This window comes from Streptomyces sp. NPDC001219, from assembly GCF_053597915.1.
Map to the genome: position 1 here is coordinate 25,943 of NZ_JBSFJF010000036.1, position 25,865 is coordinate 51,807.

General features: G+C 71.3%; 20 protein-coding genes. 10 read left to right on the forward strand and 10 right to left on the reverse strand.

Annotation, left to right across the window (positions count from 1 at the left end; all coding sequences use genetic code 11):
* Nucleotides 1-23: 23 nt before the first annotated feature.
* The 3 genes from gltX to ACWC9R_RS22575 form a co-directional block, all read right to left on the reverse strand.
* Complete coding sequence (gene gltX, locus ACWC9R_RS22565) at nucleotides 24-1,517, reverse strand: glutamate--tRNA ligase (RefSeq protein ID WP_450733977.1); 1,494 nt, start codon at nucleotides 1,515-1,517, stop codon at nucleotides 24-26.
* A complete protein-coding gene (locus tag ACWC9R_RS22570) occupies nucleotides 1,510-2,283 on the reverse strand; it encodes a fumarylacetoacetate hydrolase family protein (protein WP_450733978.1) in 774 nt (257 codons plus the stop codon). The genes gltX and ACWC9R_RS22570 overlap by 8 nt, the downstream gene beginning before the upstream one ends.
* Nucleotides 2,284-2,365: 82 nt before the next feature.
* Complete coding sequence (locus ACWC9R_RS22575; protein WP_450733979.1) at nucleotides 2,366-2,548, reverse strand: hypothetical protein; 183 nt, start codon at nucleotides 2,546-2,548, stop codon at nucleotides 2,366-2,368.
* A gap of 591 nt (nucleotides 2,549-3,139) precedes the next feature.
* Between ACWC9R_RS22575 and ACWC9R_RS22580 the strand changes: the two genes are divergently transcribed.
* From ACWC9R_RS22580 to ACWC9R_RS22615, 8 genes are all read left to right on the forward strand, one after another.
* Complete coding sequence (locus tag ACWC9R_RS22580; protein ID WP_450733981.1) at nucleotides 3,140-6,868, forward strand: nitrate- and nitrite sensing domain-containing protein; 3,729 nt, start codon at nucleotides 3,140-3,142, stop codon at nucleotides 6,866-6,868.
* A 9-nt stretch (nucleotides 6,869-6,877) separates the two neighbouring features.
* Nucleotides 6,878-7,291 carry a roadblock/LC7 domain-containing protein gene (locus ACWC9R_RS22585; RefSeq protein WP_018087200.1) on the forward strand — a complete coding sequence of 138 codons (414 nt, stop codon included), beginning with the start codon at nucleotides 6,878-6,880 and terminating at the stop codon, nucleotides 7,289-7,291.
* A 101-nt stretch (nucleotides 7,292-7,392) separates the two neighbouring features.
* Nucleotides 7,393-7,803, forward strand: coding sequence for a DUF742 domain-containing protein (locus ACWC9R_RS22590; protein ID WP_159743219.1), 411 nt, complete (start codon nucleotides 7,393-7,395; stop codon nucleotides 7,801-7,803).
* Entirely contained in the window at nucleotides 7,784-8,377 is a 594-nt protein-coding gene (locus ACWC9R_RS22595) for a GTP-binding protein (RefSeq protein ID WP_450733983.1), read from the forward strand. The genes ACWC9R_RS22590 and ACWC9R_RS22595 overlap by 20 nt, the downstream gene beginning before the upstream one ends.
* Before the next feature lie 401 nt (nucleotides 8,378-8,778).
* A complete protein-coding gene (locus ACWC9R_RS22600) occupies nucleotides 8,779-11,868 on the forward strand; it encodes a nitrate- and nitrite sensing domain-containing protein (RefSeq protein ID WP_450733984.1) in 3,090 nt (1,029 codons plus the stop codon).
* Nucleotides 11,869-11,878: 10 nt separating this feature from the next.
* Nucleotides 11,879-12,292, forward strand: a complete 414-nt coding sequence (locus ACWC9R_RS22605; protein ID WP_018087204.1) for a roadblock/LC7 domain-containing protein — start codon at nucleotides 11,879-11,881, stop codon at nucleotides 12,290-12,292.
* An 84-nt stretch (nucleotides 12,293-12,376) separates the two neighbouring features.
* Nucleotides 12,377-12,964: a DUF742 domain-containing protein gene (locus ACWC9R_RS22610; RefSeq protein ID WP_450733986.1), complete on the forward strand. Its 588-nt coding sequence runs from the start codon at nucleotides 12,377-12,379 to the stop codon at nucleotides 12,962-12,964.
* Nucleotides 12,945-13,523 carry a GTP-binding protein gene (locus tag ACWC9R_RS22615; protein ID WP_073447656.1) on the forward strand — a complete coding sequence of 193 codons (579 nt, stop codon included), beginning with the start codon at nucleotides 12,945-12,947 and terminating at the stop codon, nucleotides 13,521-13,523. Before ACWC9R_RS22610 ends, ACWC9R_RS22615 begins: the two co-directional genes overlap by 20 nt.
* 133 nt (nucleotides 13,524-13,656) lie before the next feature.
* On the opposite strand, the gene ACWC9R_RS22620 is transcribed toward ACWC9R_RS22615, so the two are convergent.
* From ACWC9R_RS22620 to ACWC9R_RS22635, 4 genes are all read right to left on the reverse strand, one after another.
* Nucleotides 13,657-14,313, reverse strand: coding sequence for a DUF4360 domain-containing protein (locus ACWC9R_RS22620; RefSeq protein WP_450733988.1), 657 nt, complete (start codon nucleotides 14,311-14,313; stop codon nucleotides 13,657-13,659).
* An 816-nt stretch (nucleotides 14,314-15,129) separates the two neighbouring features.
* Entirely contained in the window at nucleotides 15,130-15,336 is a 207-nt protein-coding gene (locus ACWC9R_RS22625) for an acyl-CoA carboxylase epsilon subunit (RefSeq protein ID WP_393363318.1), read from the reverse strand.
* A gap of 55 nt (nucleotides 15,337-15,391) precedes the next feature.
* Entirely contained in the window at nucleotides 15,392-16,975 is a 1,584-nt protein-coding gene (locus ACWC9R_RS22630) for an acyl-CoA carboxylase subunit beta (RefSeq protein WP_362610703.1), read from the reverse strand.
* A gap of 217 nt (nucleotides 16,976-17,192) precedes the next feature.
* Nucleotides 17,193-19,628 carry a polysaccharide lyase 8 family protein gene (locus tag ACWC9R_RS22635; RefSeq protein ID WP_450733989.1) on the reverse strand — a complete coding sequence of 812 codons (2,436 nt, stop codon included), beginning with the start codon at nucleotides 19,626-19,628 and terminating at the stop codon, nucleotides 17,193-17,195.
* A gap of 251 nt (nucleotides 19,629-19,879) precedes the next feature.
* On the opposite strand from ACWC9R_RS22635, the gene ACWC9R_RS22640 reads away from it, so the two are divergent.
* On the forward strand, nucleotides 19,880-20,509 hold the full coding sequence (locus ACWC9R_RS22640; protein ID WP_450733991.1) for a YceI family protein: 630 nt from the start codon (nucleotides 19,880-19,882) through the stop codon (nucleotides 20,507-20,509).
* 87 nt (nucleotides 20,510-20,596) lie between these two features.
* Here ACWC9R_RS22640 and cimA read toward each other — a convergent pair whose 3' ends face one another.
* The 3 genes from cimA to ACWC9R_RS22655 form a co-directional block, all read right to left on the reverse strand.
* Nucleotides 20,597-22,228, reverse strand: coding sequence for a citramalate synthase (gene cimA / locus ACWC9R_RS22645; protein ID WP_450733993.1), 1,632 nt, complete (start codon nucleotides 22,226-22,228; stop codon nucleotides 20,597-20,599).
* A gap of 285 nt (nucleotides 22,229-22,513) precedes the next feature.
* Nucleotides 22,514-23,911 (reverse strand): S28 family serine protease, encoded by a 1,398-nt coding sequence (locus ACWC9R_RS22650; RefSeq protein WP_450733995.1) that lies wholly within the window; start codon nucleotides 23,909-23,911, stop codon nucleotides 22,514-22,516.
* A 146-nt stretch (nucleotides 23,912-24,057) separates the two neighbouring features.
* A complete protein-coding gene (locus ACWC9R_RS22655) occupies nucleotides 24,058-25,377 on the reverse strand; it encodes an MFS transporter (protein WP_450733996.1) in 1,320 nt (439 codons plus the stop codon).
* 148 nt (nucleotides 25,378-25,525) lie between these two features.
* On the opposite strand from ACWC9R_RS22655, the gene ACWC9R_RS22660 reads away from it, so the two are divergent.
* Complete coding sequence (locus tag ACWC9R_RS22660; RefSeq protein ID WP_450733998.1) at nucleotides 25,526-25,849, forward strand: hypothetical protein; 324 nt, start codon at nucleotides 25,526-25,528, stop codon at nucleotides 25,847-25,849.
* Nucleotides 25,850-25,865: the final 16 nt, after the last annotated feature.

Consider the following 25,865-nt stretch of genomic DNA (forward strand, 5'->3'; position numbering starts at 1 on the left):
GCCCCCTGGGCGCAGTGGTGCGGTCAGCCGGCCAGCTTGGCCAGGGCCGCGTCGATGCGCTGGAGGGTGCGCTCCCTGCCCAGGATCTCCAGGGACTCGAAGAGCGGCAGGCCGACCGTGCGGCCGGTGACGGCCACCCGGACGGGGGCCTGTGCCTTGCCGAGCTTGAGGCCGTGCTCCTCGCCGGCGGCCAGGACGGCCTCCTTGAGGGGCTCGGGGCCGGACGCCCAGTCGGCGGCGTCCAGCTTGGCGCGGGCGGTGGTCAGCAGCGCCACCGGGTCGCCCTTGCCCATGGCCTTGGTCCAGGACGCCTCGTCCTCGACCGGCTCCGTGCGGAAGAGGAAGTCGACGTTGGCCGTGATGTCCGAGAGGACGGTGAGGCGGGTCTGGGCGTGCGGAGCGATGGCGCGCCAGGCGGCCTCGTCGAAGTCCTCGGGGGCCCAGTTGGCGTGCGGGGCCGTCAGCCAGGGCTCACAGGCGGTGATGAAGTCCGCCACGTCCAGCTGCCGGATGTGGTCGGCGTTGATCGCCTCGGCCTTCTTCAGGTCGAAGCGGGCCGGGTTGGCGTTGACGTCCGCGATGTCGAACTTCTCGATCAGCTCCTGCACCGAGAAGAGGTCCTGGTCGGCGGAGAAGGACCAGCCGAGCAGCGCAAGGTAGTTGAGCAGGCCCTCGGGGAGGAAGCCGCGCTCGCGGTACAGGTTGAGGTTGGCCTGCGGGTCGCGCTTGGAGAGCTTCTTGTTGCCCTCGCCCATGACGTAGGGGAGGTGGCCGAAGGCCGGGATCTCCTTGGCCACGCCCAGCTCGATCAGGGCCTTGTAGAGGGCGATCTGGCGGGGGGTGGAGGAGAGCAGGTCCTCGCCGCGCAGGACGTGGGTGATCTCCATCAGGGCGTCGTCGACGGGGTTGACCAGGGTGTACAGCGGGGCGCCGTTGGCGCGCACGATGCCGTAGTCCGGAACGTTGTCCGGGGTGAAGGTCAGCTCGCCGCGCACCAGGTCGGTGAAGGTGATCGGCTCGTCGGGCATCCGGAAGCGGACGATGGCGGAGCGGCCCTCGGCGTCGTACGCGGCCTTCTGCTCGGCGGTCAGCTCACGGCAGGTGCCGTCGTAGCCGGAGGGCCGGCCGGCCTTGCGGGCGGCGTCGCGGCGCTCGTCCAGCTCCTCGGTGGTGCAGTAGCAGTGGTAGGCGTGGCCGGCCGCGAGGAGCCTGTCGGCGACGTCCTTGTAGAGGTCCATGCGCTGGGACTGGCGGTACGGCGCGTGCGGGCCGCCGACCTCGGGGCCCTCGTCCCAGTCGAAGCCCAGCCAGTGGAACGAGTCCAGCAGCTGGTTGTAGGACTCCTCGGAGTCGCGGGCCGCGTCGGTGTCCTCGATCCGGAAGACCAGGCTGCCCTTGTTGTGCCGTGCGTAGGCCCAGTTGAACAGGGCGGTACGGATCAGGCCGACATGGGGGTTACCGGTCGGGGAGGGACAGAAACGTACGCGGACGGGGGTGCCGGGGGTCGCGTTAGCCACGCTTGATCACCTTGTTGGTGAGAGTGCCGATGCCTTCGATGGTGACGGCGACCTCGTCGCCGACGTTGAGGGGGCCGACCCCGGCCGGGGTGCCCGTGAGGATGACGTCGCCGGGGAGCAGGGTCATCGCCTCGGTGATGTGGACGATGAGGTCCTCGACCGGGCGGACCAGGTCGCTGGTGCGGCCGAGCTGGCGCTGTTCACCGTTGACCGTGCACTGGACCGCGAGACCCGCGGCGATGTCGGCGGGGTCCAGCCCGGTCTCGACCCAGGGGCCGAGCGGGCAGGAGCCGTCGAAGCCCTTGGACCGTCCCCACTGCTTCTCGCGCCGCTGCACATCGCGGGCGGTGACGTCGTTGGCGCAGGTGTAGCCGAGGATCACGTCCTTGGCGCGCTCGCGGGGCACCTCACGGCACATCCGGCCGATGACGACGGCGAGCTCCGCCTCGTGGTGCACCTCCTCGGAGAAGGAGGGGTACGCGATGGGGTCGCCGGGGCCGATCACCGTGGTCGACGGCTTGAAGAAGACGACCGGCTCGTCCGGTACGGCGTTGCCCAGCTCGGCGGCGTGCTCGGCGTAGTTGCGGCCGATCGCGACGACCTTGTTGGGGAGGACCGGCGGCAGCAGCCGGACCTTGTCGAGGGGGACCTTCTGGCCCGAGCGCTCGAATTCCGCGAAGGGGTGCCCCTTGATGACGTCGAGTTCGTCGCCTTCGAGGACGCCGAAGCCGACGTTGCCGTCGATGGAGAATCTGGCGATGCGCACGGGTTGCCGTTGCCCCTCATTGATCAGTGGCCGGAGTTGACACTCCAGGCTATCGCGGGGCCGCTGCCGGTCGGTCGTCGCTTCAGGCGGGGATGCCCTGTTCGGGGGCCGTCATCAGGATCGTGCGGCGGGGGTTGGCCGTCTGGGCCGGCAGGTCGACGGTGTGCTCCGGGGCCTCGGTGCCGAGCTCGACGGCGTCGGTGAGGTGGGCCAGGGTGGTGCGCCGCGGGTTGGCTATGTTGCGGAACATCGTCGTCGTCTTCACTGCTGCGTGCCTCGCGTCATCGAGTCGGGAAAGGGCTTGCGGAAAGCTGCCTTGTCATTCTCGGCAACTGTGTAAAGCGTCAGGCTAAGCGCGCTATTCCCTGCGGCGTGCGGGGAGACTCAATGATCCACCTGTGAGTTTGCTCACGAAGTGTGTGACAAATGCCGCATTTCCCATGATCAACAACCCTGGGCGAATCGGACAATGACGGATTGAAGTGCACGTTCCGCTCCCGATCACCGCACCTGGGACAGCCCTGAGGGGCGGTCGACTCGCGGATAAAAGTCCGTTATCGGCGGCAGCATCTTCTACAAGTCGTGACGCGCTCCGTACATTGCGTCACCCAAGTCACAGTGCGGGGCTCCGCTCTTGTTGGAGATCCTGCACTGTGCTGGAATTCCACGGACCGCCGCACGTTTCAGCCGGCGCGCAGGGCGCAACGAAGCGCCGCGCGGTGGTGCCGTTCTCTTCCGACCGGAGAGGGCAGCCCGCCGGTCACTCACGACCGCCATCGGGGGACTCAGCGGTCCTCCATTCGACTCGACACCGTCCCGCCGCGGCGGGACGCCTGGTCCAGAGGTTGCGACGCTAGTGCAGGGACGTTTCAAGAGGGATGGCAGCGCTGCGGCGGACCCGGAGCTGCGCGGCGGAACCGACCGCGCCTCCTCGCCCCAGCGCGCCCAGGGCAACGGTTCCGCCGGAGGCAGCACGCTGCCCGTCGACGGAGGCGGCCAGGCGCCGGGCAATGACGCCGCGGACAGCGGTAAGCCCAAGGCGTCGAAGGGGGCCAGTGGCCCCGGTTCGCGAATAGCGCTGCGCAACTGGCGCATCAGCACCCGTCTGGTCTCCCTGCTCGCGCTGCCCGTGGTCGCCGCGACCACGCTGGGCGGTATGCGCATCGGCACGTCGCTGGAGAACATCGACCAGCTCGACAAGATGCAGCTGCTCACCGAGATGACCCGGCAGGCGACCGAGCTCGCCGACGCGTTGCAGGTGGAGCGGGACAAGTCGGCCGGGCCGCTGGCCGGCAGCGGGAACGCCAAGGACGACGCCAACGTCGTCGCGCCCCGCGAGGCGACCGACCGCGCCCGGCTGTCGTTCAACCAGGCCACCGATGACATCCGGGGCCAGGACGCCACGATGACCGGTGTCCGGGCGACCGTCCTGGAGATCACCCGCCAGCTCAACACCCTCAACGAGATCCGCAACAGCGCGTACAAGGACGAGGACAACTCGGCCCGGACCGTCACCAGCTACAACCAGCTGATCAACTCGCTGCTGTCGCTCTCCCAGGACATGGCGCAGGCGACCAGCAACCCGGAGATGATCCGCAGCACCCGTGCGCTGGCGGCGTTCTCGTCGGCCAAGGAGTACGCGTCGATCCAGCGGGCCCTGGTCAGTGCCGGCCTCGCCCACGAGGGCGGCCCGGAGCTGTCCTCCAACGACCGGCTGGCCGGCCGTAACGCCGAGGACAACGAGAAGGCGGCCCGTGACCGCTTCTCGCAGATCTACACCAGCAACGGCGAGAACAGCGCCGGCGCGCTCACCCGCGGTCTGGACGGCAACAACGACGAGATCAAGGCCGCGGTCGCCTTCGCGCACCGCGCCTTCGCCAGCGGCTCCGGCATCCGCAGCCAGGACTACCGCTACCTCGACTGGTACGACTCCGACACCGTCAAGATCGACGAGATGTCGCGCATCGAGACCACGCTGCTCTCCGAGATGGAGCAGAAGTCCCGCGAGCTGCGCAACGAGGCCACCCAGTCCGCGATCATCAGCGGTGCGCTGATCCTGCTCGTCCTCGGTGTCTCGCTGGTCGGCGCCTTCGTTGTGGCGCGGTCCATGGTCCGCTCGCTGCGCCGGCTGCAGGACACCGCGCAGAAGGTCGCCCAGGACCGGCTGCCCGAGCTGGTCAAGCAGCTGTCCGAGTCCGACCCGCAGGACGTCGACACCTCCGTCGAGTCGGTCGGTGTGCACAGCCGGGACGAGATCGGCCGGGTGGCCGCGGCCTTCGACGACGTGCACCGCGAGGCGGTCCGCCTCGCCTCCGAGCAGGCGCTGCTGCGGGGCAACGTCAACGCGATGTTCACCAACCTCTCGCGCCGTTCGCAGGGTCTGATCCAGCGCCAGCTCTCGCTGATCTCCGAACTGGAGTCCCGCGAGGCCGACCCGGACCAGCTGTCCTCGCTCTTCAAGCTCGACCACCTCGCCACCCGCATGCGCCGTAACGGTGAGAACCTCCTGGTCCTCGCCGGTGAGGAGCCGGGCCGCCGGTGGACGCGGCCGGTGCCGCTGGTCGACGTGCTCCGTGCCGCCGCCTCCGAGGTGGAGCAGTACGAGCGCATCGAGCTCAACGCCGTTCCGCAGACCGAGGTCGCCGGCCGGGTCGTCAACGACCTCGTGCACCTCCTCGCCGAGCTGCTGGAGAACGCCACCTCGTTCTCCTCGCCGCAGACCAAGGTCAAGGTCACCGGTCACGCGCTGCCCGACGGGCGGGTGCTGGTCGAGATCCACGACACCGGTATCGGCCTGTCGCCCGAGGACCTGTCCGCGATCAACGAGCGGCTCGCCAGCCCGCCGACCGTGGACGTCTCGGTCTCGCGGCGGATGGGTCTGTTCGTGGTCGGCCGGCTGTCCCTGCGGCACGGCATCCGTATCCAGCTGCGGCCCTCCGACTCCGGCGGCACCACCGCGCTGGTCATGCTGCCGGTCGATGTCGCCCAGGGCGGCAAGAAGCCGGCGCCGAGCAACGCCAAGGGCGGCGACCACGGCGGCGGGCAGTCCAGCCGGCTCGCGGGGCTCCAGCCGCGCGGTCAGGTCGGTTCGGGCCCGGCGCCCGGCCATCGTCCCGCGCTGCCCGGCCGCGGCGGCCCCGGCGGCGGTGCGCCGAACGCCTTCGGCGCCGCGGCGCCGTCCGGCCGTACGGCCCCTCCCGGCACGGGTGCCCCCGGCGCCCCGGGACAGGGCGGCGACGCCCGCCCGGCGGCCGGCCGTCCCTCCGGCTCGCGTCCCTCGCTGCCCACCCGGGGCGGGGACAGCGGCCCGGCGCCCACCGTGGCACCGCCGACCGGCGCCCCGCGCCGCGACGAGCGTCCGCAGCTGCCCGCGCGCGGCCCCGCCGCCGAACTGCCGGGCGGCCGGCCCGCCGGCGGTCAGGGTGGCCAGGGCGGCCAGGGCGCTCAGCAGGGCGGCACGAGCTGGGGCGCGCGCCGTGAGCGCGGCGGCTCCGACGACTGGCCGCTGGCGCCGCGCGAGACGCAGGACCGGCCGCGTGGCCACGAGGAGCCGGAGACCACCGGCAGCTTCGAGCGTCCCGCGCCGAGCGGCGGCCCCGGCGACACCGCGGCGTTCGCCCGTCCCGACTTCAACGGTCCGCCGCCCGCCGCGGACGGCTCCCAGGGCGGCAACCGCCCGCGGGGCGCGCGTCCGGCCGGCCAGGGTGCGGCCAACGGCCCCGGTGACACCGGTCAGTTCGCCCTGCCGGGCGGCGGCACGGGTCAGTACGACACGGGCCAGTACCGGCGCCCGGACAGCGACACGGGGCAGTACCAGCGTCCCGACAGCGAGACGGGGACGTACCAGCGCCCGGACAGCGACACCGGCCGGTACCAGCGCCCGGAGAGCGACACCACGGGTCAGTACCAGCGCCCCGACGGCGACACCGGCCAGTACCAGCGGCCGGACGCCGGCCGTGGCGCGTACGCCGACGAGTCGCAGGGCACCGGGCAGTTCCCGGTGCAGGCGTCGCAGGACAGCGGTGCGCCGTCCGCCGATGTGCTCGGCAACGCGGACGCCGGTCCCGGTGACGGCCGTACGCCGATCTTCGACACCATCGAGTCCGACTGGTTCAACCACCCGGCGGCCGCCGCTGCCGGGGTGCCGCCCCAGGGCGCCGCCGAGCCCGAGGCACCGCGACTGCCGCGCCGCGAGGCCGCGCAGGACGGTCCGGCGCGCGGCGAGGCCCGCAACGACGCCCCGGTCAACGGTGCGCGCGGCGCGGCCCCGGCCGAGGCCTCCACCCAGTGGCGCAGCTCGCCGAACGACGAGACGTGGCGGCAGGCGGAGCAGATCCGCCAGCCCGCCGCGGGCGGTATCACCACCTCCGGCCTGCCCCGCCGGGTCCCGCGCGCCAACCTCGTCGCGGGCACCGCCCAACAGCAGCAGTCCACCCAGAGCGGCCCCCAGGTCTCGCGCGCGCCCAGCGATGTGCGCGGGCGGCTGACCAATCTCCGCCGGGGAATTCAGCAAGGCCGCGAGGCCGGGACGTCGTCCACCGGCACGCACGGCATTGTCGATCCCACTCACCAGCAGGAGCGTTAGTTGAGTCCGATGAGCCAGGCGGCGCAGAACCTGAACTGGTTGATCACGAACTTCGTGGACAACACCCCCGGGGTGTCGCACACGGTGGTGGTCTCCGCTGACGGTCTGCTGCTCGCCATGTCCGAGGGCTTCCCCCGCGACCGCGCCGACCAGTTGGCGGCGGTGGCCTCCGGCCTGACCTCGCTGACCTCCGGCGCGTCCCGCATCTTCGAGGGCGGGACCGTCAACCAGACCGTCGTGGAGATGGAGCGTGGCTTCCTCTTCATCATGTCCGTCTCCGACGGATCGTCGCTGGCCGTACTGGCGCACCCCGAGTGCGACATCGGTCTGGTCGGCTACGAAATGGCTCTGCTGGTCGACCGCGCGGGCACGGTGCTGACGCCCGATCTGCGCGCCGAACTGCAGGGCAGCCTGCTGCACTGAGCGGCGTCCGCAGCGCCGCTCCGTACCGCACCAACCATCCATGTGCCGCACCCCCCACCGGCCCAACCCGACAACCGTCAGTTGTCCCGCCCGGAGGCTCCATGACCCCGCCACCTGCCACTTCCGGCCCGTACGGCGCTTACAGCCAAGCGCCGTACGGGGGCGAAGGTGACCAGCCGCTGGTGCGCCCGTACGCCATGACCGGAGGCCGGACCCGGCCGCGCTACCAGCTCGCCATCGAGGCACTGGTCAGCACGACCGCCGACCCGGCGCAGCTTCCCGGCCTGCTGCCCGAGCACCAGCGGATCTGCCACCTGTGCCGTGAGGTGAAGTCGGTCGCCGAGGTCTCCGCGCTGCTGCACATCCCGCTGGGTGTGGCGCGGATTCTGGTCGCGGACCTGGCGGAGGCCGGGATGGTGGCCATCCACCAGCCCGGCGGCAGCGGCGAGGCCGGCGGCACGCCGGACGTGACCTTGCTCGAGAGGGTGCTCAGTGGACTTCGCAAGCTCTGACAGCGGTTCGGACGGGACGCCGGCCCGCGCCACCACCTCCGCCAAGATCGTGGTGGCGGGTGGCTTCGGCGTGGGCAAGACCACGTTCGTCGGGGCCGTATCGGAGATCAACCCGCTGCGCACCGAGGCCGTGATGACCTCCGCCTCGGCGGGTGTCGACGACCTCAGCCACGTGCAGGACAAGACCACGACGACCGTGGCGATGGACTTCGGCCGGATCACCCTGGACCAGGACCTGATCCTGTACCTCTTCGGTACGCCGGGCCAGGACCGCTTCTGGTTCATGTGGGACGACCTGGTGCGCGGCGCGATCGGCGCGGTGGTGCTGGTCGACACCCGCCGTCTCGCCGACTGCTTCCCGGCCGTCGACTACTTCGAGAACAGCGGACTGCCGTTCGTCATCGCCCTCAACGGCTTCGAGGGGTATCAGCCCCACACGCCGGACGAGGTACGTGAGGCGCTGCAGATCGGCCCGGGGACCCCGATCATCACCACGGACGCCCGGCACCGCGCCGAGGCCAAGAGCGCGCTCATCACGCTCGTGGAGCACGCCCTGATGGCGCGGCTGCAGTAGTCCCTCACCGGCCCGCTCCGCAGCCCTGAGCGGGCCGCACAGCCGTTGTCAGGGGCGGGGGCGCGCCCCCCTGCCCCGGACCGGTTTCCGGCATCCCTGAGTGGATCTGTGTCCTTCGACACGCCTGCAATTTTGCTTCATAACGTTTCGACAGTGAATCAGCGGGCTTTCGACACCCCGCGCGCATGCCCGGCTTCGCTGCGCTCACAATTCTCCTGCATTTTGGCGCGGCTCGCCCTTAACGCCCCTTTTATCTGAGGCCCTTTCGGGCCTGCTCCGGCTTTGCCCAGTGTTTGGAACGCACCGCCCTGACGTGCTGAAATTCGCTGAACTCCGGAGTAGGAACGCCCAGAAGAAACGGCACAGCAAGTCAGTGCCGGCGCCGAGAGGTTGTTGGTCGAGTGAGGCGAAGCAAGGCGAGCCCCGAGCCGCAGGAACCGCGGCGGGGCAACTTCACACCGCCGCCCAGAGGTGGCCTACCGGCTTCCGACGCGCCCGAAAATTCGGCCGCGAAGCCTCCGGTCAGTGGCGGTAAGTACTCCCCGCGCAACTGGCGCGTGGCGACCCGCCTGAACGCCATTCTGCTGATCCCCGTGCTGCTCGCCCTGGTTTTCGGCGGTCTGCGTGTGGACAGCTCGTTCGCGACCTGGCAGGAAGCACAGGACGCGGAGAACACCGCAAAGCTGGTGCGCGCCGCGCTTTCCTACAGCAATGCCCTGATTGACGAGCGGGACCGCACCGCGGCACCGCTGCTGAAGGGCAAGAAGGACGACCCGGCGGTGCTGGGCGCGCGGGACGCCACCGACGCCGCCGCCGAGAAGTTCCACCAGGCCGCCAAGGCCATGCCGGACAAGCCGGGCCTCAAGCGCCGTCTCGCCTCGTTCGAGAAGGCCGAGCCCAAGCTCCAGCAGCTGCGCCAGGCCGCCTACACCTCCAAGCTGCGCGGTGTGCAGACCGAAGAGGGCTACGTCGAGGTCCAGCACCCGCTGATGGAGTTCGCCAACGAACTCGGCCTGGGCACCGGCAACATCACCTCCTACGGCCGCACGGTCTACGCCGTCGCGCTGGCCAAGGCGGCGGAGTCGCTGGAGCGCTCGATCGGCACCCACCTCCTGGTCGACCCGGCGTCCCCGCAGGGCGGCAAGGAGCACAAGCTGCAGCTGACCGCCTTCGCGTCGTACCGCTACCTGGAGGGCATCGCCATCGGCGAGTACACCTCCGGTGGTACGCCCGAGGACGTCGAGCGCCTCAAGACGGACGCCGCGGCGCTGAAGCAGGCCGCGCAGCAGAAGGTCGTGCGGGCCAAGGAGCAGGCACAGGCCGCCGGCCGGCCGTTCCGCGCCCCGCCGTCGATCGACCAGATGTCCGCCCTGATCGCCACCGGTGCCGCACCGGAGTCGCTCGGTGGCCGCGGCATCACCTCCGATACCTACTTCGCGGCCGCGACCGGCAAGTTCGACATGTACCGGTCCATCGAGAAGGACCTGGCGGACAAGGCCGTGAACGAGGCGGCGGCCATCTCCGACGACGCCCGGCAGTCGACCTTCATCGACTCCGGTATCGCGGTGGCCGCACTGATCATCGCGTTCGTCGTGGCCGGCATGATGGCCCGCCGGATGAGCCGCAACATGCGCCAGCTGCGCAACGCCGCCTTCGGCATCGCCGAGCAGCGGCTGCCGATGCTGGTCGACCAGCTCTCGCGGACGGACCCGGGCCGGGTCGACACCCGTGTCCAGCCCATCCCGATCTCCACCACCGACGAGATCGGCGAGGTCGCCCGCGCCTTCGACCAGGTGCACCGCGAGGCCGTCCGGCTCGCCGCCGAGCAGGCGCTGCTGCGGGGCAACGTCAACGCGATCTTCACCAACCTCTCCAGCCGTAACCAGGGCCTGATCGAGCGCCAGTTGGAGCTGATCACCGACCTGGAGAACAACGAGGCGGACCCGGACCAGCTGGAGAGCCTCTTCCGGCTCGACCACCTCGCCACGCGTATGCGGCGCAACGGGGAGAACCTCCTCATCCTCGCGGGCGAGGAGCCCGGCCGCCGCTGGAACCAGCCGGTGCCGCTGGTCGACGTCCTCCGGGCGGCGATCAGTGAGGTCGAGTCCTACGAGCGAATAGACCTCACCGGCGTCCCCGAGAGCGAGATCCACGGCACCGCCGTGACCGACCTCGTGCACCTGCTCTCCGAGCTGCTGGAGAACGCCACCACGTTCTCCTCCCCGCAGACCAAGGTGCGGGTGGCCGCCACCCGGCTCCCCGACGGCCGGGTCATGATCGAGATCCACGACAAGGGCATCGGGCTCACCCCCGAGGACTTCGCGGACATCAACCACAAGCTGGCGAACCCGCCGAGCGTGGACGCCGCGATCTCCCAGCGCATGGGCCTGTTCGTGGTCGGCCGGCTGGCCGACCGGCACGGAATCCGGGTGCAGCTGCGCCCCTCCGGCGAGCAGGCGGGCACCACGTCGCTGGTCATGCTTCCCGAGGCGATCACCCACGGTGGTGGTGGCGGCGACGAGCAGTTCGACGACGACTTCACGGTGTCGCGGATCGTCCCGGAGCACCAGCACGCCGCCGCGGAGGGCCACCAGCGCACCGCCGCCGAGCTGGGCTTCGACGACAGCCGCTACGGCCGTCCGGACTCCGGTGACCTGGACATGGTGGGCCGCTCGCTGGTCCGCGAGGAGCGCCGCGCCGCCCTGGAAGCCCAGGCGACCGGTGAGCAGGACCCCGGCTACCAGCACGACGAGCGTCCGCTCTTCCGTGACGAGGCACCCTCCGGCGGCGCCTACCAGGACTACCCTGGCCAGGCATATGCGGAAGCCGATCAACCGCTCTACGACGACCGGTCGCACGGCAACCGGGTGTTCGGCGAGACGGGCTTCGCGGAGACCACCGGCCAGCAGCCGTACGTCTCCCCCGAGACGGCACAACCGGACGCATGGGCCGAACGCCCGGCATTCGAGGGCTACTTCGGGACCGAAGCGGAATCTGACCGGAATACAACTGCCGCTCCCGCCGGCGCCCCCGAGCGCGTACCATTCGAGCGTCCGGGCCCCACACCGAGCGACGCCCAAGCGCTGACGGACGCCGGCCTTCCGCGCCGCGGAGGCCGCGACCAGCAAGCACCGCAGGTGCAGGAGCAGCGGAGCGCGCCGGAGACCGGCCAGGACGGCTCCGACTGGCGCAGCTCCAACGACCAGCGGTGGGAGCGGGCGGAGCAGCTGCGCGAGCCGAAGGCGGGCGGAGTCACCTCTTCCGGCCTCCCCCGGCGGGTGCCCAAGGCCAACCTGGTCGAAGGTGCCGCGGAGCAGACGCCGCAGGGCGGCCCCCAGGTCTCCCGCGCCCCGGAGGATGTCCGCGGCAGGCTGAGCAACCTGCGCCGCGGCGTCCAGCAGGGACGCAACGTCGGCACGGACCCCAACGGGGTCCCCCAGAATGACCAACAGGGCTTCGGCCCCGGCAGCACCTACGATCAGGAGCGTTAGTGTGAGCCCGATGAGCCAGGCGGCGCAGAATCTGAACTGGTTGATCACCAACTTCGTGGACAACACCCCTGGGGTGTCCCACACGGTCGTGGTCTCCGCGGACGGTCTCCTCCTCGCCATGTCCGAGGGTTTCCCTCGTGACAGAGCCGATCAGTTGGCGGCGGTGGCCTCCGGCCTGACGTCGCTGACCTCCGGCGCGTCCCGCATCTTCGAGGGCGGGAGCGTCAACCAGACCGTGGTGGAGATGGAGCGTGGTTTCCTCTTCATCATGTCCGTCTCCGACGGATCGTCACTGGCCGTACTGGCGCACCCCGAGTGCGACATCGGCCTGGTCGGCTACGAGATGGCCCTGCTGGTCGACCGCGCGGGCACGGTTCTGACACCGGATCTGCGCGCCGAACTGCAGGGAAGTCTTCTCAACTAAAAGACAGGCAGTGCGTTTCCCGCCACCGCGCCATAGGGTTCGGTGGCGCGACCGGCGTCAGACAGGCAAGTTGGAGGAGGAGACGTGGCAACGCCCCCGAGCGGATACCCGTATGGTTCCGGACAGGAGTCCGGGCCTGTGGGCGAGACCCATAACAACCGCTTCAACTTCCCGTCTGCGCCGAGCCGCCGGCCGCAGCGCCCCCCGCAGCAGTCCCGGCCGTACGACTCACAGCCGTACGAGCCGTCGGTGTACGACCAGCCCCAGGCACCGCGCATCCAGCCGGTGCAGCCGCAGCGGCGCGCGCCCGAGCCCGCCTCCACCGGCGCGAACAACCCGCTGGTGCGCCCGTACGCCATGACCGGAGGCCGGACCCGGCCGCGCTACCAGCTCGCCATCGAGGCACTGGTCAGCACGACCGCCGACCCCTCCAAGCTGCAGGGCCAGCTGCCGGAGCACCAGCGCATCTGCCACCTCTGCCGTGAGATCAAGTCAGTAGCCGAGATCTCCGCGCTTCTCTCCATCCCCCTCGGCGTCGCCCGAATCCTCGTCGCCGACCTGGCAGAGGCCGGACTCGTCGCCATCCATCAGCCCGGCGGGGACGAGACCGCCGGCGGACAGCCAGATGTGACACTGCTCGAAAGGGTGCTCAGTGGACTTCGCAAGCTCTAGCGGTGCAGCCCGCTCCACCACCTCCGCGAAGATCGTGGTGGCGGGCGGCTTCGGCGTGGGCAAGACCACGTTCGTCGGGGCCGTCTCAGAGATCAACCCGCTGCGCACCGAAGCCGTGATGACCTCCGCCTCGGCGGGCATCGACGACCTCACCCACGCGCCGGACAAGACGACCACGACCGTGGCGATGGACTTCGGCCGGATCACCCTGGACCAGGACCTGATCCTGTACCTCTTCGGTACGCCGGGCCAGGACCGCTTCTGGTTCATGTGGGACGACCTGGTGCGCGGCGCGATCGGCGCGGTGGTGCTGGTCGACACCCGCCGTCTCGCCGACTGCTTCCCCGCGGTCGACTACTTCGAGAACAGCGGACTGCCGTTCGTCATCGCCCTCAACGGCTTCGACGGACACCAGCCCTACACGCCCGACGAGGTGCGTGAGGCGCTGCAGATCGGCCCGGACGCGCCGATCATCACCACCGATGCGCGGCATCGCAGCGAGGCCAAGAGCGCGCTCATCACGCTCGTGGAGCACGCCCTGATGGCGCGGCTGCGCTAGCGGTACGCGCCGGGCTCCCCGTGCCCGCACGCGCGCGACGACGAAAGGCCCCCACACCGGTCCGGTGCGGGGGCCTTCGTCGTGCCGTGGGCCCGTACGCGGCGGCGTACGGGCCCCGTGCGGTGTCCCGGCGTCAGCGGCGCTCGGGGCACTGCTTCCAGGCGAAGTGGTACAGGGTGTTGATGTTGCCGTCGGTGGAGTCCATGGCCATGTAGCTGGTGGACTTGGGGTCCGCCCCCTTGGCGTCCACCCTCATCTCGGTGTTGATGTTGAAGTACCGCTCCTCGCCGCAGGGTGCGTACACCAGCGCGTCGAGGTCGGTCTCGTCCGCGGTCTGCCAGTTGGCGTCGTACGGGCCGGTGAAGCTGTGGCTCTTACGGGCCGTCGGCTGCTGGCCCTGGAAGTAGTAGCCGGCCGTCTCCAGCCCCTTGGCGCCCCGGGCCAGGGAGGCGTAGCCCCGGTAGTCGGCGCGGGCGATCGCGTAGGTGAAGCCCTGCGGGACGTGGACGTTCAGCGCGATCTGGCAGTTCTTGCGGGAGTCGGTGGGCTTGCTGCCGTTGCCCGCCTGGGCGAGGTACTCGCTGTAGGTGACGGTGAAGGCGGTGTTGTCGGGGGCGATGGCGATGGCGGCGCTGCCGGGTCTGCATCCCGAACCGTTGACCGTGGCGACGGTAATGGTGATCTTGCCGCTCGGCGGGTCGTCGCCGAACCGGGCGGTGGGGGTGGGGGATGCCGATCCGGCGAGGAGCAACGATGCCACGGCGGCACCAGCACTGAGCGTGCTGAGCATGGGCTTTCCTTCCGGTCGTCCTAGGCCCGCGGCGCGGGAACACCAGGAGAAGAAATGACGAGCGCATGCCAGCATGGGGATGCCGCCTTGAACAGCTCTGCTCCCCAGGATTGGGGCGAACCTACGCCTTGATCCGGACGCGACCTACCAAACCGGAACACCGCGTCCGGAAACGGGTTGCCGTGGGCTGGGCGTCGTGCGCCTGCGGGGCGTGGGTGGTGGGTCGGAGGGGACGCCCGGTAAGCCGTCCTCGGCGCGGGCGATGCTGGTCCCAGAGGTTCTTCGCCCCGTTGTTCGCTCCGGGTCCTGCGGGCGGCTCACCGGGCATCCCCTCCGACCGCCGTTCGTACGCGGCTGACCCGCCGTACCGATCCCGGTTACGGCACACCCGTACGGCATCCCCTTGGCAGGCAGCTGGTTCGGCCCACCCCAGGATTGGGCGCGGGCAGGTGTGGGGGCTGTGACTCGCGGTGTCACCGTCCGGCGGTCGGCAACGGGGGACGGTCGGAGGGGATGTACCGGGACCCGCCCGCAGGACCGGAGCGAACGCCGGGGTACTCAATCGCTCGTAGCCGCGTCGCCCGCGCCGAGGACGGGTGCCGGTGCGTCCCCTCCGACCCCCGCGGCAACCACAAGCCCCGTACGGCACCAGCCCCGCAGGGCCCGCACCAACACCCCACCCGGCGACCAGATCGCGCCCCAAAGGGGCGCGGGGAACTGCGCGCCCAGCCCCAACCGCACCCGCAGACAAACGAAACGACGAGGGACCCCCGCAACCGCGGGAGCCCCTCGTCGAATACGCCACGCGTCAACGCGTCAACGCTGCCAGCTGGTAGCCCCATGGAACCCACCCTGCCGCTCCAGCCGCCGCCAGCGCGCGGCCGTGGCGCGCGGGTGGGCGGGGGCCGCCGCCGGCCGGTGGGCGGCGCGGGCGAGCAGGACGGCGGTCAGGGCGGCCAGCTCTTCCTCGCTGGCCTGGCCCTTCTCCACGCGGATGGAGTCGGTGCGGTGGGCAGAGTTCACGGTGTCTTCTCCGTCGTCGCGATGGGCGTCGTGCCGGGTGCGGGTGCGGGTGTGGTTACTGGGGCGGGTTGCCGTGCTTACGGGCCGGCAGGTCCGCATGCTTGGTGCGCAGCATCTCCAGGGCGCGGATGAGCACCTGGCGGGTCTCGGCGGGGTCGATGACGTCGTCGACCAGGCCGCGCTCGGCCGCGTAGTAGGGGTGCATCAGCTCGGACTTGTACTCCTTGACCATGCGCACCCGCATGGCCTCGGAGTCGTCCGCCTCGGCGATCTGCTTGCGGAAGATGACGTTGGCGGCGCCCTCGGCGCCCATGACCGCGATCTCGTTCGTCGGCCAGGCGTAGGTCAGGTCGGCGCCGATGGACTGCGAGTCCATGACGATGTAGGCACCGCCGTACGCCTTGCGCAGGACCAGGGAGATCCGCGGGACGGTGGCGTTGCAGTAGGCGTACAGCAGCTTGGCGCCGTGCCGGATGATGCCGCCGTGCTCCTGGTCGACGCCGGGCAGGAAGCCGGGGACGTCGAGCAGGGTGACGATCGGGATGTTGAAGGCGTCGCACATCTGGACGAAGCGGGCCGACTTCTCGGACGCCTCGATGTCCAGGACCCCGGCCAGCGACTGCGGCTGGTTGGCGATGATGCCCACCACGCGGCCGTCGAGCCGGGACAGCGCGCAGATGATGTTGGTCGCCCAGCGCTCGTGGACCTCCAGGAACTCGCCGTCGTCGACGAGCTCCTCGATGACCTTGCGCATGTCGTACGGGCGGTTGCCGTCGGCGGGGACCAGGTCCAGCAGCGCGTCGCCGGAGCGGTCGGCGGGGTCCTCGCAGGGGACCGTCGGCGGGTTCTCCCGGTTGTTGGCCGGCAGCAGGGAGAGGAGGTAGCGGACCTCCTCCAGGCAGGTGGCCTCGTCGTCGTAGGCGAAGTGGCACACACCGGAGGTCTCGGCGTGCACGTCGGCGCCGCCCAGGCCGTTCTGGGTGATCTCCTCGCCGGTGACCGCGCGCACCACGTCGGGGCCGGTGATGAACATCTGCGAGGTCTCGCGGACCATGAAGACGAAGTCGGTCAGTGCCGGGGAGTAGGCGGCGCCGCCCGCGCAGGGGCCGAGCATGACCGAGATCTGCGGGATGACACCCGAGGCCTTGGTGTTGCGCTGGAAGATGCCGCCGTAGCCGGCGAGCGCGGAGACGCCCTCCTGGATACGGGCGCCGGCGCCGTCGTTGAGCGACACCAGCGGCGCACCGGCCTGGATGGCCATGTCCATGATCTTGTGGATCTTGGTGGCGTGGGCCTCGCCCAGCGCACCGCCGAAGATCCGGAAGTCGTGCGCGTAGGTGAACACGGTCCGGCCGTGCACGGTGCCCCAGCCGGTGATCACGCCGTCGGTGTAGGGCTTCTTGGCCTCCAGGCCGAAGCCCGTCGCCCGGTGCCGCCGGAGCGGCTCGACCTCGTTGAACGAACCCTCGTCGAGCAGCAGCTCGATCCGCTCGCGGGCGGTCAGCTTGCCCTTGGCGCGCTGCGCTTCGGTGGCACGCTCGCTGGGGCCCCGCCGGACCTGCTCGCGGATGGCGTGCAACTCGGCGACGCGCCCGCGGGCGTCGTTGGCGCCGGCGGGCAGATCTTCGACAGTGGTCATGCCTCGACGGTACGTGGGCGGGGCGCCGCGCACCGATGTCGGTTTCGTACAACGTCGCATGCGATTTGGTGGGCAGGCAGTACAGAACCGTGCTGTACGTGCCCCGCGTCCCGGCGTCCGTTCGGGTGGCGGGGCCTTCCGGCGTCTGTATGGGCTCGACAAAGAGCGGCCGAGCGTTGTTGTGGTGACCGGTTGGTCGGGCGGGTCGGGTTCCGGATCAGCGCAGCCGCACCGTGCAGGTGTGGGTGGCGCAGCCGGTACCGGGGGTCAGGCGCAGTCTCAGGGCCCGCCCGGTGGCCAGCACCTCGATCGCCGGGTCGTGGGCGAGCACCGCGCCCACCGGCCGCGACCAGGTGATCTCCAGCGTCTCACCGGTGCGCTCGGGGGCGGCGAGGCACAGCTTCGCGGTGTGCCCGCGGCCCGCCGTCCGCCCCCGGCGCCGCTCCCGGACCAGCACGCTCGCCGGGCCGTCGGCGGTGAGCGGCCCGGCGGCGCCCGCCCGCCAGAAGTTGGCGGCCGTTACGCCGAGCGGGTCGACGGCGATCGCCTGCGCGCCCGCGTCGTTGGCGAGCACGGTCAGCCAGTGCCGGTCGGCGGCGCGGGCGGCGAGGGTGCGCGGGGTGGCGCCCGGCATGAGGAGGTAGGCGTAGCCGGCGTCGGTGGGGTCGGTGCCGTGGTCGTGCCAGAGGGTGAGGTAGCGGCGGGTGAACGGCTGCGGGGAGGAGCCGCTGTTGATGTCGTGCCAGGAGCCGGTGCGGGCCTCGCGCAGCGCGGTGAGGGGGGCGCCGCCGGGGAAGACGTAGCCGCCGTGTCCGGCGAGGTGGGCCCAGTGGGCGCGGCGGAAGGCGGTGGTCGCGCCGAGGGTGCCGGGCTGCGGTACGCCGTCGACGGTGAGCAGGGCGGTGCCGGACTCGCCCAGGCAGCGGTTGTCGACGACGGTCTCGGCGGGCACCCCGTCGCGGGCGGTGATGCCGGCGCCCAGGCAGACCACGCAGTCCGCGAGCGCGAACCAGGACTTCCGGGCGGTGAGGGTCGAGCCCAGACCGCGCAGGTGCTGGCCGATGGCGGCGAAGGTGCCGTCGGTGGTGCCGCCGACCCAGCGGACGGCGGGCTTGGGCTCGCCCCAGCCGCCGCCCTCGTTGTCGGCCAGCCGCTTGGTGGAGACGGTCGTGCCGGGCAGCCGGTAGGGGTCGACGGTGGGCCAGAAGGCGTCGGTGTACTGGTCGCCGCCGAAGTCCGCGCCCCACCAGGAGAGCATGCCGGCGCCGGTGTGCCAGCCGCGCGGGTTCTCGCCGTTGCCGTTCTCGTAGTACGCGATGCGGTCGGAGGCCATGGCCAGGCCGGCGGCCCAGCCGGGGCGGCGGTGCACGGCGCGGTCCATGGCGGGGAACAGCCGGTGGCCGACGGGTTCGGGGGCGGTGGGCGCCGCGCTCTCGGCGATCGCGGCGAGCCGGGCGAGGTCGGCGACCGCGTACTGCCGGTCGGTGAGGACGGGCAGCGTACGGTCGCGGGCGATCCAGCCCTTGATCATGGCGTGCCAGCGGTCCCGCTCGGCCCCGCTCGCGCTCCGGGCGAGCAGCGCGACCGCGGCGATCAGGGCGTGGCCGTGGTAGTGGTCGCTGCGCAGGACGTGCCGCTCGTCGCTGCGGAGGTAGCCGCGGCTGACGGCGCGGCCGTTGACGCTGTCCATCATCAGGCCGTTGTGGAGCAGCGGGGCGTAGGCCCGCTCGACGCTGTCGTGGATGATCTGCCGGGCCGGGTCGGTGATCTGCCAGGACGAGCCGGCGAGCAGGGAGAACAGCCGGCCGAGGCCGTCCAGCAGGACATAGCCGTAGGTGCCGGAGTAGGCGACCCAGGTGTGCTGGATGAAGGAACCGTCGGCGTAGAGCCCGTCGCCCTCGGTGACGTACGGGAAGACCGGGGAGAGGGCGTCGCGGGCCAGTGCGATCTTGTCGGGGGCGCGGCCGAGGACGCCGCGCAGGGCGACCACCCGGCACAGGTCGACGCGGTTGGCGCCGGTGCTGGTCCCGGCGTAGTCGCCGAGCATGCTGTCGGGCACGAAGTGGTCGACGGCGGCCAGACAGCGCTCGCGCAGCGCGTCGCCGAGGCCCCCGGGCAGCCGTTCGTCGAGGAGCGCGACGGTGTCGAGGAGGAGGCGGGGGCTGCCGATCTGCCACTCCCACCAGTTTCCGTAGCGGGTGGTGGCGGGGTGGTAGACGGTGGCGTCGAGGTGGCCGAGGCCGGTGACCAGGGCCTCGGCGAGGGCGGGGTCGCCGGTGCGGCCGGTGCCGGGCTGGGCGTAGGCCTGGGCCATGGTCTGCAGCCGGCCGTAGCTGCGGGTGATGCCGGACGGCGGGTCGTAGCGGCAGTCGGGCCAGAGCGAGCCGGCGGCCGGGCGCATGCCCGCCTGGAAGGTGGTCGCGAGGGCGCCGGTCTCCTGGAGGGCGGTGGCGTAGGGCGGGGCGGTGGGGTCGAAGCCGGTCCCCAGGGTGAGCTCGCACCAGCGGCGGCGGAGGGCGGTGAACTCGTCGGCCGCCGCGGCCGGTCCGGGGGTGGCGTACGCGGGGCCCACGGTGAGGGCGAGCGCGCCCGCGGTGGAGGCGGCGAGAAATCCTCTGCGTGACCAGGCGGGCGGGCCGGGAACTGGTGGCACGGTCGGTCCTCTCCAGGCGTCAACTGGGGGGTGGCGCTGTGCACTTGGGATTTCCCGATGGTCTAGCACGGGCCGTCACCACGCGGCAATGACCGGGCCGGAGGCGCCCGCACCACCCGTCCGGCGGAGGCCCGGCGGGCCCGGCCGGACGCAAGAGGTTGAATGTTGAACCAGATCCGGGTTACGGTGCATGTCGTTGAAGCTTAAACAACCTTTGCGCACGCCCTGTGCGCCGTCCCCGAGGAGGAGCCATGGCTCTGTTCCACCGCAAGCGCACCGCCGACACCGCCACCCCCGCCGCCGCAGCAGCCGCCCTCCCCGCGGACCCCGCGCTCGCGGCGCTGACCGGCGACTACACCATCGACCCGGCGCACAGCAGCATCGGCTTCACCGTCCGGCACGCCATGGTCACCAACGTCCGCGGCGCCTTCGCCGGCCACGAGGGCACCCTGCACCTCGACGGCGCCGAGCCGTCCCGCTCGACCGCCTCCCTGGACGTCACGATCGCGAGCATCGACACCGGGATCGCGGACCGCGACGCGCATCTGCGCGGCGCCGACTTCTTCGACGCCGAGTCCTTCCCGCTGATGACCTTCCGCAGCACCGCCGCCGAGCGCGTGCGCGGCGACCGCTACCGCATCACCGGCGACCTCACCCTCCGGGACGTCACCCGGCCGCTCACCATCGACCTGGAGTTCCACGGCGCGGCCACCGACGTCTACGGCGCCGAGCGGGTCGGCTTCGAGGGCAGCGCCGAGATCCTGCGCTCCGACTGGGGCCTGACCTGGAACGCCGCGCTGGAGACCGGCGGCGTCATGGTCAGCGACAAGGTCAAGCTCACCTTCGACATCTCGGCCGTCAAGGCCGCCCCGCAGGCCTGATCCCCTCCCCCCCCACACACCACGGCCCCGCGCCGGCCTCTCCCCCGAGGGCCGTGCGGGGCTGCGGCCGTCACCCGGCCAGGCCGCTCACTCCTGCGGCTCGACCCCGGCGCGCAGCAGCCCGTAGGCGTAGGCGTCGTACAGCGCCTGCCAGGACGCGGCGATGACGTTCTCCGCGACGCCGACCGTGGACCACTCGCCGCGGCCGTCGCTGGTGGAGACCAGGACCCGGGTGATCGAGCCGGTGCCCAGGGTGCCCTCCAGGATGCGGACCTTGTAGTCCACCAGCTCCATACGGGCCAGCTGCGGATAGATCCGTTCCAGGCCCACCTTCAGCGCCCGGTCCAGCGCATTGACCGGGCCGTTGCCCTCGGCGGTGGCAACGATCCGCTCGCCCTTGGCCCACAGCTTCACGGTCGCCTCGTTGGCATGCGTACCGTCCGGGCGGTCCTCGACGATCGCGCGCCAGGACTCGACGGTGAAGTAGCGCACCGGCCGGCCCTGGACCTCCTCGTGCAGCAGCAGTTCGAAGGAGGCGTCGGCGGCCTCGTAGGTGTAGCCCGCCAGCTCCCGCTCCTTGACCCGCTCGACGACCCGGCCGACCAGTTCGCGGTCGCCGCTCAGGTCGAAGCCCAGCTCCTTGCCCTTGAGCTCGATGGACGCCCGGCCGGCCATGTCGGAGACCAGCATCCGCATGGTGTTGCCGACCAGCGCCGGATCGATGTGCTGGTAGAGGTCCGGGTCGACCTTGATGGCGGAGGCGTGCAGTCCGGCCTTGTGCGCGAAGGCGGAGACCCCGACGTAGGGCTGGTGGGTGGAGGGGGTGAGGTTGACGACCTCGGCGATGGCGTGCGAGATCCGGGTGGTCTCGGCGAGCTTGCCCTCGGGCAGCACCCGGCGTCCGTACTTCAGCTCCAGCGCGGCGACGACCGGGAAGAGGTTGGAGTTGCCGACCCGCTCGCCGTAGCCGTTGGCGGTGCACTGGACGTGGGTGGCGCCCGCGTCCACCGCGGCCAGGGTGTTGGCGACGGCGCAGCCGGTGTCGTCCTGGGCGTGGATGCCCAGCCGGGCGCCGGTGTCCGCGAGGACGGTCCGTACGACGGCGGTGATCTGGGCCGGGAGCATCCCGCCGTTGGTGTCGCAGAGCACCACGACATCGGCGCCGGCCTCGCTCGCGGTCCGGACGACCTGCTTGGCGTAGACCGCGTCCAGGGCGTAGCCGTCGAAGAAGTGCTCACAGTCGAGGAAGACCCGGCGGCCCTGCTCACGCAGGTAGGCGACGGTGTCCCGCACCATCGCGAGGTTCTCCTCGGGTGTGGTGCGCAGCGCCAGTTCCACATGTCCGGCATGGGACTTGGCGACCAGCGTGACGACCGGGGCCCCGGACTCCAGCAGCGCGGCGACCTGCGGATCGTCCTCGACGCGGACACCGGCCTTGCGGGTGGCGCCGAACGCGACCAGCTGGGCGTGCCGGAAGTCGATCTCCTCGCGGGCCCGCTGGAAGAACTCGGTGTCCCGCGGGTTGGCGCCGGGCCAGCCGCCCTCGATGAAGCCCACCCCGAAGTCCTCGAGGTGCCGGGCGATCGTCAGCTTGTCGGCGACCGTGAGGTTGATGCCCTCGCGCTGGGCGCCGTCGCGGAGCGTGGTGTCGAAGACGTGGAAGTCGTCGGGCACCGCGTCGGCGGGCCGGTGGGACGGGTGGGAGGGTGCGTCCGTCATGCGGGTCTGGCTCCTGTCGGGATCTCGGTCTACCGGAATGACCGGTTCCACCGTCCCTCCATGGTCCCTCGCGCTCCGCCTCCGGTGAGTGTGGGCCGGAAACGAAAAAACCCCTCGCGGGTGCGAGAGGTCTGCGCGCGGGTCGGGGACGAGGGTGGCCGCGCCGTACTCGGTTCGTACGGGGCGGTCACTGCGGACCGGCGCGCCTGCTGCCAATAATCATGGCGAACGAGAGCACGGTCCGCAGTCTGCCACACGCCCGGGGCCGGACACGCGGCAGTCTCACTATGCGGCCGGACCGTCCACCGCCGCCCAGCGCCGGAGCGCGGCGGTGGCCCGTGCACGGTCCCGGGGCGCCAGCCTCCCGATGCTCACGACGTGGCTGGTGTGCGGGGCCAGGTAGACGTGCGCGTCCCGGCTGCCCCTGCCCGTACGGAAGGGCTCGGCCCGGGTGGGGTCCATCTCGCCGTACACGAACAGCAGCTCGCTGCCGTGGTGGCGTACCCAGCGGTCGATGTCGGGCATGGCGTCCGGCTGGAAACGCAGCGGAATGCCGCGCGGCACATAGGTGCGCATCTCCTGGATGCCGGGGTGGCGCAGCATCCCGGCGAGCTGCGGGGCGGCGAGCGACACATAGCCGAGCTGTGTGCCCAACTGGTAGAAGGACGCGGTGGCGGGGGACAGGTGGCGATCGCTGAAGGCCGGGAGCATGGTCTTGTCTGCGAACCAGGTGAACAGCGCCTCGCCGGGGGCGGAGGGCCCGGGGATCGCGCCGCAGTCGTCCGCCTTGTCCTTCTGCTTCCAGAAGGACATCGGCAGCTGCAGCGCGGTGAGCTCCAGGGCGCGGTCGGTGCTGCCGATGGTGTGGAACGTCTCGCCCTGCCCCGCGGCCCAGCGCGCCAGGCGGCCCGCCATCTCCGCTCGCCGGGTCCCGAGCACCGCGCGCTGCACCGCTGTGAGCGCGTTCCGGCAGGCGGGCGAGCCGACCCGCTGGAGGAAGCGGTCCTCGGCGGTGTCGTCCCGGTCGTCGGTGTTGTTGGGTGCCGAGTACGCGACGGAGCCGGCCACATCGTGCGGGTAGAAGCGCCGGTGGTAGACGGTGGCCATCCCGCCCTTGCTGGTGCCGGTGGAGATCCAGGCGGCGCGGTAGAGCGTCTTGAGGGCCCGGATCAGCCGGTGGTGATCGCTCGCCGCCTGCCAGATGTCGAGTTTCGACCAGTCGGTGGGGTGCGGGCGGGAGGTGCCGAAGTACCGCTGCTCGACGCTGAGCTGGTTGCCGTCCAGGATGTCGGTCGGCTCGGCACGGAACGCGGGTTCCTGGTAGTTGAGGTCGTAGCCGCCCGTGTAGAGCACCATCGGCCGGGCGGTGGACCGGTGGAGCAGCGACAGCCGCTGCTCGAAGCTTCCCCCGCCGGGGTGCCGGTGGTCGACGGGCTGGCGGTAGACCAGCGCGAAGGAGCGGTAGCCGGCCGGGGCGGGGTGGTTCTCCTTGACCACCCGCATCCCGGGTACGGCCGCGATCCTGGCCCGGATGTCGTCGGCGGCCGGGCGGGACGTGGCCGGCGGCGCCGTGGCCGGGTGCGCCCCGCCGGTCCGGGCCGTCGCCGTGGACGGGGCCGCGACGGCCGAGGCCAGCAGGCCGGTCAGCAGCAGCGGCAGGCATAAGTGTCTCTTGATCTTCATGCCGTTCAGCCAACCAGCCGGCCCCCCGCGCGCCTACCCCGGAACCGGCCCTGCCGCGGGCGGGGAAGGCCGGTTCCGGCCGGGACGGACGCCCCGCGGCCGGCGACGGACTCCCCCGCCCGCGCCCGGCCGGCTCCCGGACCGTCTCAGGATGCGAGCACGCGTGCCTCGCTGCCCTCGCCGGTGTCCTGCTTGCCGACCCGGTGCAGGTCGATGGAGCGGGTCTCGCGCATCGTGAGGTAGACGATCAGCGAGACCGCGGCGCAGCCGGCGACGTACCAGTAGTAGCCGGACTCGATACCGCCGTCCTTGAACCACAGGGCGACGTACTCCGCGGTGCCGCCGAACAGCGCGTTGGCGATGGCGTACGGCAGGGCCACGCCCAGCGCGCGGATGCCGGTCGGGAACAGCTCGGCCTTCACACAGGCGTTGATCGAGGTGTAGCCGGTGACGACGACCAGGGCGAGCAGCGAGAGGCCGAGGGCCGGCCAGAAGCTGCCGGCGTGCCTGAGCATCGTCATGATCGGCACGGTCAGGAGCGTGGAGCCGACCGCGAAGGTGATCAGCAGCGGGCGGCGGCCGATCCGGTCGGAGAGCTTTCCGGCGAGCGGCTGGATGCACATGAAGATGAACAGCGCGCAGAAGCTGACCAGGGAGGCGGTCGGCTTGGGCAGTCCGGCGCTGCCCGAGAGGTACTTGGTGAGGTAGGTCGTGTAGGTGTAGTACGCGACCGTGCCGCCCATGGTGAGCGCGATGACCAGGAACGCCTCGCGCTTGTGGGCCAGCAGCGCCTTGAGGGTGCCGCGCGCCGGGTCGGCGTTGGCGCTGTCGTCCGCGGCGTACACCTCGGTCTCCAGCATGTTGCGGCGCAGATAGAAGACGATCGCGGCGCCCAGCGCACCGATGATGAACGGAATCCGCCAGGCCCAGTTGTGCAGGGCGTCCTCGGACAGGGTGCGCTGCAGCACGATCTGGAGGCCCAGGCCGAGCAGCTGCCCGGCGGTCATGGACACGTACTGGAAGCTGGAGGCGAAACCGCGTTGGCCGGGCGCGGAGGCCTCGGTGAGGTAGGTGGCGCTGGCCGCGTACTCCCCGCCGACCGACAGGCCCTGGAGCATCCGCGCGACGAGCAGGACGGCGACTCCGCCGTAGCCCGCGACCCCGTAGGTGGGGGCGACGGCGATCAGGACCGCCGAGGCGGACATCAGCGTGACGGTCAGCGTGAGCGCCGCCTTCCGGCCCTTGCGGTCCCCGACCCGGCCGAGCAGCCAGCCGCCCACCGGGCGCATGAAGAAGCCCACGGCGAAGATCCCCATGGTGTTCATGAGGTTCGCGGTGTCATTTCCCTTCGGGAAGAAGGAATCCGCGAAGTACACCGCGAAGCTTGCGTAGACGAACCAGTCGAACCACTCGACCATATTGCCCGCCGAGCCGACCCAGATCTTTTTCCATTGCTCTCGTCCCATAGCCGGTTACGGTCGTCGACCCGGGAGCCGTCGGCAAGAGCGCGGTCGGCAACGATCGCAGCTACTTACGTACGTTGCGGTCACGACGGGGCCGGGAGCCCGGCCGGTCTGCCGGGTGAACCACCGAGCCGGAGGGAAACGAAAACACATGTCCGAGACGCCACCGCAGCCGCCACACGGCGGGCCGCGGCCCGTTCCCGCATCCGCCGAGGAGGCGCTGGAGATCGGGCGCGGTCATTTCCCGGACGTCTGGCCGGGCGGAGAGGAACCCACGCTGCGGGTTCATGAATTCGACCTCGGCTACCTGGTGTACCCCGTATTCCCGCCGCGGCCTCCCGGGGCCTATCCGCGCGATCCGGGAGGCTCACATATCGTCGTCGCCAAGGCGGACGGCGGGATCAGCGCGCTGCCCAACTGCCCGCCGGAGCAGGCGGCCGGGCTGTACCGCCGCCATTTCCACCGGGAGGCATGAGCACGGGACTCCCGCT

What these genes read in the sequence shown, in the direction of transcription:
- cimA (WP_450733993.1), bottom strand. Translation starts at nt 22,228, where the DNA reads ATGACGGACGCACCCTCCCACCCGTCCCACCGGCCCGCCGACGCGGTG.
- ACWC9R_RS22650 (WP_450733995.1), bottom strand. Translation starts at nt 23,911, where the DNA reads ATGAAGATCAAGAGACACTTATGCCTGCCGCTGCTGCTGACCGGCCTG.
- ACWC9R_RS22605 (WP_018087204.1), top strand. Translation starts at nt 11,879, where the DNA reads ATGAGCCAGGCGGCGCAGAATCTGAACTGGTTGATCACCAACTTCGTG.
- ACWC9R_RS22660 (WP_450733998.1), top strand. Translation starts at nt 25,526, where the DNA reads ATGTCCGAGACGCCACCGCAGCCGCCACACGGCGGGCCGCGGCCCGTT.
- ACWC9R_RS22620 (WP_450733988.1), bottom strand. Translation starts at nt 14,313, where the DNA reads ATGCTCAGCACGCTCAGTGCTGGTGCCGCCGTGGCATCGTTGCTCCTC.
- ACWC9R_RS22590 (WP_159743219.1), top strand. Translation starts at nt 7,393, where the DNA reads ATGACCCCGCCACCTGCCACTTCCGGCCCGTACGGCGCTTACAGCCAA.
- ACWC9R_RS22630 (WP_362610703.1), bottom strand. Translation starts at nt 16,975, where the DNA reads ATGACCACTGTCGAAGATCTGCCCGCCGGCGCCAACGACGCCCGCGGG.
- ACWC9R_RS22640 (WP_450733991.1), top strand. Translation starts at nt 19,880, where the DNA reads ATGGCTCTGTTCCACCGCAAGCGCACCGCCGACACCGCCACCCCCGCC.
- ACWC9R_RS22585 (WP_018087200.1), top strand. Translation starts at nt 6,878, where the DNA reads ATGAGCCAGGCGGCGCAGAACCTGAACTGGTTGATCACGAACTTCGTG.
- ACWC9R_RS22655 (WP_450733996.1), bottom strand. Translation starts at nt 25,377, where the DNA reads ATGGGACGAGAGCAATGGAAAAAGATCTGGGTCGGCTCGGCGGGCAAT.